The organism is Candidatus Andeanibacterium sp. (genome assembly GCF_057143545.1).
The window spans coordinates 1-11,921 of sequence record NZ_DBNHSF010000069.1 but is presented as its reverse complement, the minus strand read 5'-3'; the positions used below and the strand labels follow the sequence as shown (position 1 = coordinate 11,921).

Here is an 11,921-nt window from a genome sequence, read left to right as displayed (position 1 = left end):
CCTCGCTCTCCCCAATCCACGTCTTGCGGCGCGCTTGGATGCGCGCGAATTCCGTGATAGCGCTACCATGATGATCGGGAGAGGACCTGTCAATTGCTGGTCGGCGGTGTTCGCCGCTTTGCTGCTGATTCTACTGCCGGCAAGGGCCGCGGCGGAGGACGGCTACGATCTGTGGCTGCGTTATGCCCCGCTGGAAGGCGAGGCGCTGGAGCGGCTCAGGGAGTTCGACATCAGCGTCACGATCAATCTCTACGACGACAGGGATTCAAATATCCTCGAGCTCGCCGAGCGGGAACTTCTTACCGGGCTGGTCCAATTGATGGACGACCCGCCTATCAGATTGCGTCCAGGCCCCGCAATGGTGAGCATGGATTGCGGTTCCAGCCCGACCGGTGGCGACGGCAGCTTTTCCATCCGGTCGACCAAGAGCCAGATCAGTATCCGTGGTCCCAGCCATATTTCGTGCCTCTATGGCACCTACGCCCTGTTGCGGGAACTCTCGCAAGGCGCCGATCCGACCACTATCGACATCTCATCCACCCCCGCCACCGATCTGCGCATGCTCAATCATTGGGACAATGCCGATGGCCATGTCGAGCGCGGTTATGCCGGGCGTTCGATCTTCGACTGGTGGCGGCTGCCCGAACATCTCGATCAGCGGATGATCGACTATGCGCGCGCGAACGCGTCGATCGGGATCAACGCGGTGGCGGTGAACAATGTCAATGCCGATCCGGTGTTCCTGACCCCGCGCTTCATCGCCAAGTTGAAGCGCCTGGCCGATGCCTGGCGACCATATGGTATCCGGGTGTTCCTTTCTGCCCGCTTCAGCGCCCCGCGCGACCTCGCGGGTTTCGAAACCGCCGATCCGCTCGATCCCGCGGTGCGCCAGTGGTGGAAGGCCAAGGCCGACGAAATCTACGCCAGCATCCCCGATTTCGGCGGGTTCCTGGTCAAGGCCAATTCGGAAGGCCAGCCCGGCCCGCAGGATTACGGCCGCAGCCATGCCGATGGCGCGAACATGCTGGCCGAGGCGCTGGGCGACCGCGGCACCGTCATCTGGCGCGCCTTCGTCTATTCGGCCGAGGACGAGACCGACCGCGCCAAGCAGGCCTATGCCGAATTCGTGCCGCTCGACGGCAAATTCGCCGACAACGTCATCGTCCAAGTCAAGAACGGCCCGATCGATTTCCAGCCGCGCGAGCCGTTTCACCCGATCTTCGGCGCCATGCCCGATACGCGGCTGATGTTCGAGGCGCAGCTGACCAAGGAGTATCTCGGCTTTTCGACCCATCTCGCATTCCTCGCGCCGATGTGGCGCGAAGCGCTCGACAGCGACACCGGACGCGGCGGGACGGTGGCCGACAGCGTCAGGAGCGGCGGCATGGCCGGCGTCGCCAATACCGGCTCGGACCGCAACTGGTCGGGATCGCACTTCGACCAGGCCAACTGGTACGCTTTCGGGCGGCTGGCGTGGGACCCGACCCTGTCGAGCGAACAGATCGCCCGCGAATGGGCGGCGCAGACGTTCAGCCGCGATCCCGCCTTCCTCGATGCTGTCGTCCCGATGATGCTCGAAAGCCGCGAGGCGGTGGCCGATGCCATGACCCCGCTCGGCCTCGCGCATTTGATGGCGACCGGGCATCACTATGGCCCCGGACCGTGGGTGTGCGACCTTGCCCGGCCCGAATGGAACCCATGCTACTATCACCAGGCCGACGCCGACGGGATCGGCTTCGACCGCACCGCTTTCGGCTCCAACGCGCTCGAACAATATGCGCCCGAAGTGGCTGCACAATGGGCCGATCCGGCGACGATCGACGAGCGCTACCTGCTGTGGTTCCACCACCTGCCCTGGGACCATGAAATGCAGTCGGGCCGCACCCTGTGGAGCGAACTGGTTGCAAGCTACGATCGAGGCGTTTCCAAAGCCGATGCTATGGCGATGCAATGGGCCGATCTTGAAGCTTTCGTCGATTCAGGGCGTTTCCGCGATGTCAGCGAGTATTTCGAGATCCAGCGCCAGGAAGCGCGCTGGTGGCGCGATGCCAGCATTGCCTACTGGCAATCGCTCAACGAGCTGGACCTGCCGGAGGGCACGCGCCCGCCCGAATTTTCGCTCGAACATTACAAATCCCTGCAATTCCCGGAGGCGCCCGGAAATTAGGGGAAGGTTGCGGTAACATTTGGGTATTTTACTTGCTGTGCTTGGCCTTCGCGGCCTAGAGAACAATGCAAAAGGGGTTTCGGACGCAAGTGAGCGCAAAGAAGACAAGCAGGCGCCAATCGGGCCAACCGACGATCAGCGACGTGGCCCGGCTGGCCAAGTGTTCGCCGATGACGGTAAGCCGTGTGATCAACAATGAGAGCTCGGTCCGCGAGGCGACGCGCGAGGCCGTGCTGGCGGCGATCAAGCAGCTGAATTACCTGCCCAATCGCGCCGCCCGGACGCTCGCAGGCGCCTCGCAGACCCGTTTCGCGCTGCTCTATTCGAACCCTTCGGCGAGCTATCTCAGCGAGCTGTTGATGGGCAGCCTCGACCAGGCGCGCAGCAGCGACATCTACCTCGTCGTCGAGCGCTGCGAATTCGAGAAGGACGAGGAAACTGTCGTCAACCGCTTGATCGACAGCGGGATCAGGGGTTTCATCCTGCCTTCGCCGCTGTGCGACGAGCAGGCGCTGCTCGACATGATCCACGACAAGGGCGCGCATGCGGTGCAGGTCGGGCCGGGGCAGGCCGATCCGAACCATTCGGCGGTGATGATCGACGAATACCAGGCCGCCTACGACATGACCAAGCACATCATCGGCCTGGGCCATCGCAAGATCGGGTTCATCATCGGCAACCCGCACCAGACCGCGTCGGGGCAACGCCTCAACGGCTTTCTCGATGCGATGGAAGCGGCGGGGCTCGAAGTGCCCAAGAGCAACGTCATGCAGGGGCTGTTCACCTATCGCTCGGGCTTCGACGCCGCGATCCGCCTGCTCGACCAGCCCAATCCGCCGACCGCGATCTTCGCTTCGAACGATGACATGGCGGCGGCGGTCGTCGCGGTCGCCCATCGCCGCCATCTCGACGTGCCGGTTGACCTGTCGGTCTGCGGATTCGACGATACCGCCTTTGCCAGCACGATCTGGCCCGAATTGACCACAATTCGCCAGCCGATTTCGGAAATGTCGCGCCGCGCGGTCGAATTGCTGATGAGCGAGTTCAAGGCCGAACGCGACGGAAAGCCCTTCAAGCCGGCGCATGTCACGCTCAATTACCAGCTGATCCGGAGGCAGTCCGACACCGCGCCGGGTCTGGCGCACGAGGCGATGCGGAAAGGCAGCAAGTGAGCGCCAACAATGTGCGCCGCCTGCGCTCCCGCGATTGGTTCGACAACGCGGAGCGCTGGGACCAGACCGCGCTCTATCTCGAGCGGTTCATGAACTACGGGGTAACGCCCGAGGAATTGCGCAGCGGCAAGCCGATCATCGGCATCGCGCAATCGGGCAGCGACCTTTCGCCCTGCAACCGGATCCATCTCGATCTCGCCAAGCGCACCCGCGACGGGATCAGGGATGCGGGCGGAATCCCGATCGAATTCCCGGTCCACCCGATCTTCGAGAATTGCCGCAGGCCGACTGCCGCGCTCGACCGGAACCTGCTCTATCTGGGATTGGTCGAGCTGCTCAACGGTTATCCGATCGACGGGGTGGTGCTGACCACCGGCTGCGACAAGACCACGCCGAGCCAGATCATGGCGGCTTCGACCGTCGACATCCCGGCGATCGTGCTGTCGGGCGGGCCGATGCTCGACGGGTATCACGAAGGCGAACTGGTCGGTTCGGGGACGGTGATCTGGCGCAGCCGGCGAAAGCTGGCGACTGGCGAGATCGACGAGGACGAATTCCTGGACCTGGCAACTTCGAGCGCGCCGAGCGCCGGTCATTGCAACACGATGGGCACCGCTTCGACCATGAACGCCGTGGCCGAGGCGCTTGGGCTTTCGCTCACCGGCTGTGCGGCGATCCCGGCGCCCTATCGCGAGCGCGGCCAGATCGCCTATCGCACCGGGCAGCGGATCGTCGAAATGGTGAAGGAAGACCTCAAACCCTCGGATATCCTCACCCGCGCGGCGTTTCTCAACGCGATAGCCGTGACCAGCGCGATCGGCGGTTCTTCGAATGCCCAGCCGCATATCATGGCGATGGCGCGGCATGCCGGCGTCGAATTGCGGCCGCATGAGTGGCAGGAATTCGGCTACGACCTGCCGCTGCTGGTCAATATGCAGCCGGCCGGACAATTTCTCGGCGAGCGCTTCCATCGCGCGGGCGGGGTCCCGGCGGCTATGTGGGAACTGCTCGGAGCCGGCAAGCTCGACGGTAACTGCATCACCTGCACCGGCAGGACCATGGCCGAAAACCTTCAGGGAAGGGAAAGCAACGACCGCGAAATGATCCGGCCCTACGCCGATCCGCTGAAGGACAAGGCGGGTTTTCTCGTGCTGAGCGGAAACCTGTTCGATTTCGGCATCCTCAAGACCAGCGTCATTTCCGACGAATTCAGGGAGCGCTATCTTTCGAGGCCCGGGTCGGAGGGCATTTTCGAGGGCAAGGCAGTGGTGTTCGACGGGGGCGAGGACTACCACCACCGGATCAACGATCCCGCGCTCGGAATGGACGAGAATTCGATCCTGGTCATTCGCGGCTCGGGCGCGCTCGGCTGGCCGGGCAGCGCCGAAGTGGTCAATATGCAGCCGCCCGATGCGCTGATCCGCAAGGGCATCACCTGGCTACCGACGCTCGGCGACGGGCGGCAGTCGGGAACCTCCGACAGCCCGTCGATCCTCAATTGCTCGCCCGAAAGCGCGGTCGGCGGCGGGCTTGCATGGCTCAGGACCGGCGATGTGATCCGGATCGACCTCAATGCCGGCACCTGCGACGCGCTGGTCGAGGACGAGGAGATCGCGCGGCGCATGGTGGAAGATCCCGCACCGCCGATCCCGGAGAGCCAGACGCCGTGGGAAGAGATCTTCCGCGAGAAGACCGGCCAGCTGGGCGAGGGCGGGGTGATGGACTTCGCGCTCAAATATCGCGGGACCGCCCGGAAGCTGCCGCGGCACAATCACTGACCCGGCGTCTCTTCCCCCATCAAGGGGGAGGGGTCAGTTGCGGGCCTCGATCCGCATCGAGAGCTGGGCGGTCTCGCCCGGGGCCAGCATGTGCATTTCTCCGGGCGCACGATTGAGCGCGTCCGGCGTATGGCTCACCGGCTCGAAGCACAGCGCGCTGCCATCCGCGGGCGCGTAGACATGGAGATGCGGCGCTCCGCTGGCGGTCATGACGATCGTGCCGAGTTCGTCTTCGATTTCGACCGTTCCGCCCCAGCCGCGATAGCAATGGTCGATCGTTTCCGAGGGCAGCAGGTCAGCGGCGGCGAATTGACCGAAGTGATCGGCGGGAGCCTCGATCCCGGTCGGCATGGTCGCCTCATCGGTCAGCATGACCGACGAAGCGCCGAAGCGAACCCGCGTTTCGGGCCTGCGGCGGAAATAGGGATGGAGCCCGAGCCCCGCCGGCATCGTCTCCTGACCTGTATTTCGCAGGCTGAGGACGATCGCACAGCCGCTTTCGTCGAGCATGACCTGCTGGACCGCCTCGAACTGGCTTATCCACAGATCGTGCCCGGAATATCCCCACCTCAAGTTAACTTGAGGTTCTGACAATTCGTCTATATTCCAGATGCTTTGCCACGCAAGTCCATGTAAAGTGTTGGTTTCGGGGATAAAGTTGAGTGGCAAGGAAACCTGCCTCCCGTGCCAGCTGAATCGGCCGTTCCGGAGCCGGTTGCAGTAGGGAATCAGCGGGAAGCAGGCGCTCTCGAGCGGGTCGGTGGAAGCGGCCGGCATCGCGCGAAGGATATCGACGCCACGCAAGCGGAGCGCGGCGATTGCCCCGCCGATTTCGGGACGGATTTCGGCCTCCCAGTCCCCGGCGCGGATCAGGAGCTATTCTCCGTCTTCGATTCTAAGTTCGAAACCGGGCAGCGGCAGGTTGCGGGCATCGAACGTATTGACCACCGGCGCATCCGACCAGGCATAGCGGACGCGCGAAGCCGGGCGACCGTCATCGGCGAGATAGGCGCTGTTGCCGGACAGGCTGGCCATTGCGAAGCGGCAACTCGTCTGGTCTTCGCCGCACAGCTCGAAGGAAATCGGGATCGGGCTGCTCCAGCTGGCAAGCGCGCCCTCGACGCCGCTGAAGCCGACGCGGATGAGACCGCCCTGGCGCGTGGCCGATTGCGGCATCGGCAATGCTACCTTCTGCGCCGCCAGTGCGAGCCGCCTGCCGAGCAGCACCTTGTTGGTCGGGTGGATGTCGCTCCATTCGCCGATATCGATCGCGGTGACGAGTGCGGCATTGCTGTCCGCCACCACCGCATCGAGCTGGTCCTGCCGCAGTGCCGCCCAGCCGCTTTCGACCGGTTCGCTCGCCGGCGTGCCGTAATTGGCGAGCTGGACCACCATCACCCGCAAATCCTCGCCGAATTGTCGCCGCCAGCCGGCGAACAATTCGCGCTGGCGGTCGACGTATCCGGGAATGCCGACATCGCTTTCGCCCTGGTACCAGGCCGCACCTGTCATTGCGTAACGGCCGATCGGCGCGATCATGCGGTTGTGCATCACCCCGATCCCGGCATTGGCGTCCCACGGTGCGCGCGGCGGCTGCTGGCCGATTTCTCCGTCGGAATAAAGCCAGCCTTCCGCGAGCGAGATCCGTTCGCCGCCTTCCACAGTGAAGGAAAGGCGGTCCGCGCCGCTCTGCATTCCGCCGCCGCCCCAGCTGTTGCTCCCGGCGAAGACGATCTCGTTGGCGCCTTCGCGCAGGAATTCGGCCGGGATCGCGTAAACCCGTTCGGTCGACCAGCCATGGTTGATGCCGACCGGGTGGCCGTTGACCCAGGTCGCGTCGAGATCGTCGATGATGCCGATATTGAGCGTGCCGCCGGCCGCGGCCTGTTCGGGGGTCAGTTCGATCTGATGGCGGAACCACACCGTATCGACCACCGCCGGGCCGTCTTCCCAGCTGGTCCAGGGAGAAATAGACGGAACCGGCCGCCATTCGAGCGCATCCGGATTGCTCCACGGCTCGTTGCCCTTGGCCTCGCGCCACCAGTTTTCCCACAGCGGCGCGAATTCGGTCACCGCCGCCAGCCTGTCTCTCGCATAGCCGTCGAGCAGCGCCATCTGGTCAGCGCCATAGATCGCGGCGCCCGCCTCGGGGGTAAGCCAGGCCCTGATCTGCGAACCGCCCCAGCTCGAATGCACCGCGCCCAGCGGGATATCGAGCGCTTCGCGCAGATTCTCGAGCATGTAGTAGCAGGCGGCGGAGAAGCCGCCGGTGGTTTGCGGGCTCGCGCTCTGCCAGCTCACCGCGCCACCGAATTCGCTTGCCGGCGCGGCCGCGGTGTCGAGCGGCACGGTCAGCATCCGCAGCAGCGGATCGGTGCTCGCCTGGATATTGTTGTAGCCGTTGAGCCCTGCGCTGACCGTGAACGCCATGTTCGACTGGCCCGAGCAGAGATAGACGTCACCGACGAGGATATCCTCGATCGTTGTAACCTCGTCCGTCCCGTCGGTCACATGCAGAGTGATCGGCTCGGCGCTGGCGGCGCGCGCCGGGAATGTCAGGCTGAAACTGCCGTCCGCCCCTGCCGTGGCGGTCGCATGCGCGCCGCCCAGCGATCCGGCGATCCTCGCGCCTGCCTCGGCCGTGCCTTCGACCACCACCGGGCGGTCGCGCTGGATAATCGCGTGATCCTGCCACACCGGTGTAAGCTGGGGCGCTGCCTGGGCGGTTCCGGCCAGCAGCAGCGCGGCAAGCGGGAGAGTGCGGCGGATCATCCCAGCCTTACGGGCGTGACCGGCACGCCCGCTACCGGGCTGGCGAAACTGAGCAGGCTCCCCGCGGCGGGATGCTCGGCATAATCGCCCGGTTCCATGTTCTTGGTCGCGGTGGTGACATAGGCGGTCAAGAGGTCCGGCCCGCCCAGCGCCATCTTGGTGATGTCGCGTGCGGGCATCCTCACGGTCGCGACCAGCTCGCCATCGGGGCTGAAGCGCGCGACGTGGGCGCCGAGATAGAGCCCGGTCCAGACATGGTCTTCGGCATCGACGATCGGCCCGTCGGGATAGGCATCGGGAAACAGCGCCCCGGTATCGGCGAAGGGCCGCGCTTCGCCCACGCCGTTCGCCGACAGGTCGGCGACCATGATCTTCTGCCCGACCGTGTCGGTGAAATAGATCCGGTCGCCCGATCCGCTCACCGCCGGGCCGTTGGTGATCGAAATGCCGCTTGGCCCGGCAGGGGTGATCGCGCCGCGCTCGAAGACATAGAACCGGCCGCTGGCGGCCTCTTCCGCATCGTCCATCGATCCGAACCACACTCGCCCCCAGGGATCGGTGCAGGCATCGTTGAGGCGGTTGCCGGCCGGTTCGCCGGGGACCGCCATCCACTTGTCGAATACCTGCGTCTCAGGGTCGAAGAGATAGAGCCCGTCCTTCAACCCGCACAGCAGCAGGCCGTTGTCGCCGGGCAGGGCCCAGCCGATCTGGTCGGGCGCTTCGGCCTTGGCGTTGCTGCCGGTCGCCGGATCGAAGTGCCAGAGGTAATGCCGCTTGATATCGACGAACCAGACCACGCCGCGGGCCGCGTCCCACAACACCCCTTCGCCGAGCTTGCTCTCGGGTTTGAGGACTTCGCGAACCTCGGCTGCTATCTCCATCCGGCATCCACCCAGTAATTATGCGCCGTGCAGAACCTCGCATCGGCGGACGCGAGGAACAGCGCCATCGCGGCAATGTCCGATGGCTGGATGCGCCCGTCAAGGCATTGCGCGGCGACGATCTCGGCCTCGCCTTCGGGCGAATACCATTTCATCTGGCGCGGGGTCTGGACATTGCCGGGGATGATCGCGTTGACGCGGATCCCGTCGCGCCCGAGTTCGCGCGCGAGGCTGCGGGTCAGCCCTTCGATCGCGGCCTTGGCGGTCTGGTAGATCGCCAGGTCCTCGAGCCCCAGATGCCAGCTGATCGAGCCGAGATTGATGATCGAGCCACCGCCCGCCGATTTCATCGCCGGGATCACCGCCTTGGCGGCGAAGAACTGGTGCTTGAGATTCACCGCCATCCGTTCGTCCCAATAGGCCGGGGTGACTTCGGCTATCTTGTGGCGGTCATCATTGGCGGCATTGTTGACCAGCACGTCGCAGCCGCCAAGCAGCCCGATCAGCTTCTCGATCTTGGCGCCATAATCGGCGCAATCGGTGATATCGCAATGGACGAAATGTGGCTTGATCGCCGCATCGGCGAGCCTTCCGACCAGCGCTTCGCTGGCTTCGTCGAGCACGTCGACAAAGGCGACCGCCGAGCCTTGCCTGGCGAATGCCTCGACGATGGCCTCGCCAATCCCGGAGCCGCCGCCCGAAATGATGACCTTCTTGCCGGCCAGGCTGGGATAGACGGCGGAGCCGACACCCGGTTGCATGATACCTTCAGCCAATCCCTCAATCCCCCGTATAGACCGTCTTGACCTGGGTGTAGAACTCGACCGCGGCGAAACCCTGTTCGCGCGGGCCGTAGCTCGACCCCCGAGTGCCGCCGAACGGCACGTGATAATCGACCCCGGCAGTGGGCAGGTTCACCATCACCATGCCGGCGCGGATATTCTTGCGAAAATCGCGGATATGCTTTGCGCTGTTCGAGACGATCCCCGCCGAGAGCCCGAAATTGCCGCGATTGGCGACTTCGAGCGCCGCTTCGTAATCCTTGACCCTGACGGTCGAGACCACCGGGCCGAACACTTCCTCGTTGTTGATCCGCATTTCGGGATCGGTGTCGGCGATCACCGTCGGCTGCATGAAATAGCCGGGCGTTCCGCATTCGACCTTGTCGCCGCCGGCCGCGAGCCGCCCGCCTTCGTCGCAGGCAATCCCGACATAGCGGAAATTCTGCTCGAACTGGCTTTCGGACGAGGCCGGGCCGACCTGCGTTTCGGGATCGAGCGCCGCGCCGACCTTGAGCGATTTTGCCTTCGCAGAGAGCGCCTCGACGAAGGCATCGTGAATCGCGTCCTCGACGATCACGCGGCTCGATGCGGTGCAGCGCTGGCCGGTCTGGAAAAAGCCGCCATCCGCCGCGATCGCCACTGCCTTGTCGAGATCGGCGTCGGCCAGCACCACCAGCGGGTTCTTGCCGCCCATCTCCAGCTGCACCCGGGCCTGGCGCGCCATTGCTGCCGCCCCGACCTGCGATCCGACCTGTTGCGAGCCGGTGAAGCTGATCGCGGTAACATCCGGATGGTCGACGATCGCGCGGCCGACATTGCCGCGTCCCAGCACCAGGTTGAACACGCCCGCCGGGACACCCGCCTCATGGATCACTTCGGCCAGCGCATGGGCCATCGCCGGGGTGACATTGGCGGGCTTCCACACGACACAGTTGCCGAACGCCATCGCCGGGGCCGATTTCCACGCCGGGATCGCTATCGGGAAGTTCCACGGGGTGATCAGGCCGATCACGCCCACCGCTTCGCGATAGGTCGCGACATCGAGCCCCGGACGGGTGCTTTCGAGCGTGAAGCCATGACGTCGCAGGGCCTCGCCGCCGAAATAGCGAAAGATACGCGCCGCGCGCAGCGTTTCGCCGATCCCTTCGGCGCGGGTCTTGCCTTCCTCGCGCGCGAGCAATTCGCCGATCTCGGTCGAACGCGCGAAGATCAAATTGGCGACCTTGTCGAGCAGGTCGGCGCGCATTTCGGGCGACGCGCTGGCCCAGCCCGGCTGCGCATGCTTTGCCGCCGCAACCGCCGCGGCCACTTCGGCATCTCCGCCATCGGGAAAACGCGCCACGACATCGTTGGTGTCCGACGGGTTGGTGCTTTCGAGCGCGTCCGACGCGCCGGTGAATTCACCATTGATGTAATGTGCAAGAGTGGAGTTAGTCATTGTATTCCCTAGATTTTTTCGATCAGCCCGCGCGAAGCGAGATTGCGCATGAAGGCGCCGATGCCCATGGTCCAGGGCGGCGCGTCGCGCGAATGGGTGACGGTGTTGGACAGCTTGCCGATCCGATCTGACGAGATTGTGACAACATCGCCCAGCTTGTGGGTGAAGCCTCCACCCGGCGTATCGCGATCCTGCGTCGGCGCGAACAGCGTGCCGCAAAACAGCGCGAAACCGTCCGGGTAATGGTGCTCGCTCATGGTCTGCGCGACCAAGTCGAACGGGTCGCGGCTGATCTCGCCCATCCTGTTGGTGCCTTCGAGCCGGTATCCGTCCGGACCTTCGATCAGGAGGTCGACATTGGCTTGCCGGACATCGTCGATCGTGAAGCCATCGTCGAACAGCCGGATGAACGGCCCGAGCGAGCAGGAGGCGGTGTTGTCCTTGGCCTTCGACAGCAGCAGCGCGGAACGCCCTTCGAAGTCCCGCAGGTTCACGTCGTTGCCCAACATCGCTCCAACGGTTTCGCCATCGGGCGCGACAACCAGCACGATTTCGGGCTCCGGATTGTTCCATGACGAATCCGATCGCACGCCGATTTCGGCGCCATGGCCGACGGTCGAGAGCACCGGCGATTTGGAGAACACTTCCGCGTCCGGCCCGATCGCGACTTCGAGATATTGCGACCACATGCCCTCGGCGATCAGCAATTGCTTGAGCCGGTCGGCCTCCTCGCTGCCGGGGACGACGTCGCGGATGCGGCCGACCTTGTCTTCGAGCATGGCGCGGATTTCCGCCGCCTTGCCGCTGTCGCCGCGGGCGCGCTCTTCGATCACCCGTTCGATCGCCGAGACCGCAAAGGTCACGCCGCAGGCCTTCACGCATTGCAGGTCGACCGGGGAGAGCAGGCTCCAGCCTTCGGGCAGGCCGGCTT

Annotated in this window: 9 protein-coding genes; 3 read left to right on the top strand and 6 right to left on the bottom strand. The window is 64.7% G+C overall.

Features of this window, described 5'->3' with window-relative positions:
* The first annotated feature begins 70 nt into the window (after nucleotides 1-70).
* The 3 genes from AC16XC_RS04470 to AC16XC_RS04460 all read left to right on the top strand — a co-directional run bounded on the left by AC16XC_RS04470 (nucleotide 71) and on the right by AC16XC_RS04460 (nucleotide 5,117).
* Entirely contained in the window at nucleotides 71-2,167 is a 2,097-nt protein-coding gene (locus AC16XC_RS04470) for an alpha-glucuronidase (protein ID WP_484033443.1), read from the top strand.
* Between the two features lie 89 nt (nucleotides 2,168-2,256).
* Entirely contained in the window at nucleotides 2,257-3,339 is a 1,083-nt protein-coding gene (locus AC16XC_RS04465) for a LacI family DNA-binding transcriptional regulator (protein WP_484033440.1), read from the top strand.
* Nucleotides 3,336-5,117, top strand: coding sequence for an IlvD/Edd family dehydratase (locus AC16XC_RS04460; RefSeq protein WP_484033439.1), 1,782 nt, complete (start codon nucleotides 3,336-3,338; stop codon nucleotides 5,115-5,117). The genes AC16XC_RS04465 and AC16XC_RS04460 overlap by 4 nt, the downstream gene beginning before the upstream one ends.
* A 33-nt stretch (nucleotides 5,118-5,150) precedes the next feature.
* On the opposite strand, the gene AC16XC_RS04455 is transcribed toward AC16XC_RS04460, so the two are convergent.
* The 6 genes from AC16XC_RS04455 to AC16XC_RS04430 all read right to left on the bottom strand — a co-directional run.
* Entirely contained in the window at nucleotides 5,151-5,948 is a 798-nt protein-coding gene (locus AC16XC_RS04455) for an aldose 1-epimerase (protein ID WP_484033442.1), read from the bottom strand.
* 45 nt (nucleotides 5,949-5,993) lie between these two features.
* Complete coding sequence (locus AC16XC_RS04450) at nucleotides 5,994-7,889, bottom strand: sialate O-acetylesterase (protein ID WP_484033438.1); 1,896 nt, start codon at nucleotides 7,887-7,889, stop codon at nucleotides 5,994-5,996.
* Nucleotides 7,886-8,770, bottom strand: a complete 885-nt coding sequence (locus tag AC16XC_RS04445) for an SMP-30/gluconolactonase/LRE family protein (protein ID WP_484033437.1) — start codon at nucleotides 8,768-8,770, stop codon at nucleotides 7,886-7,888. The genes AC16XC_RS04450 and AC16XC_RS04445 overlap by 4 nt, the downstream gene beginning before the upstream one ends.
* Nucleotides 8,761-9,531 carry a D-xylose 1-dehydrogenase gene (gene xylB / locus AC16XC_RS04440; RefSeq protein WP_484033441.1) on the bottom strand — a complete coding sequence of 257 codons (771 nt, stop codon included), beginning with the start codon at nucleotides 9,529-9,531 and terminating at the stop codon, nucleotides 8,761-8,763. The genes AC16XC_RS04445 and xylB overlap by 10 nt, the downstream gene beginning before the upstream one ends.
* A 19-nt stretch (nucleotides 9,532-9,550) precedes the next feature.
* A complete protein-coding gene (locus tag AC16XC_RS04435; protein WP_484033436.1) occupies nucleotides 9,551-10,990 on the bottom strand; it encodes an aldehyde dehydrogenase family protein in 1,440 nt (479 codons plus the stop codon).
* 8 nt (nucleotides 10,991-10,998) lie between these two features.
* On the bottom strand, nucleotides 10,999-11,921 hold a 923-nt coding region (locus AC16XC_RS04430), incomplete at its 5' end, for a fumarylacetoacetate hydrolase family protein (protein WP_484033435.1).

Bases quoted from the DNA above. Each gene is read 5' to 3' on its own strand.
- AC16XC_RS04445 (WP_484033437.1), bottom strand. From the start codon at position 8,770: ATGGAGATAGCAGCCGAGGTTCGCGAAGTCCTCAAACCCGAGAGCAAG.
- AC16XC_RS04450 (WP_484033438.1), bottom strand. From the start codon at position 7,889: ATGATCCGCCGCACTCTCCCGCTTGCCGCGCTGCTGCTGGCCGGAACC.
- xylB (WP_484033441.1), bottom strand. From the start codon at position 9,531: ATGCAACCGGGTGTCGGCTCCGCCGTCTATCCCAGCCTGGCCGGCAAG.
- AC16XC_RS04435 (WP_484033436.1), bottom strand. From the start codon at position 10,990: ATGACTAACTCCACTCTTGCACATTACATCAATGGTGAATTCACCGGC.
- AC16XC_RS04470 (WP_484033443.1), top strand. From the start codon at position 71: ATGATCGGGAGAGGACCTGTCAATTGCTGGTCGGCGGTGTTCGCCGCT.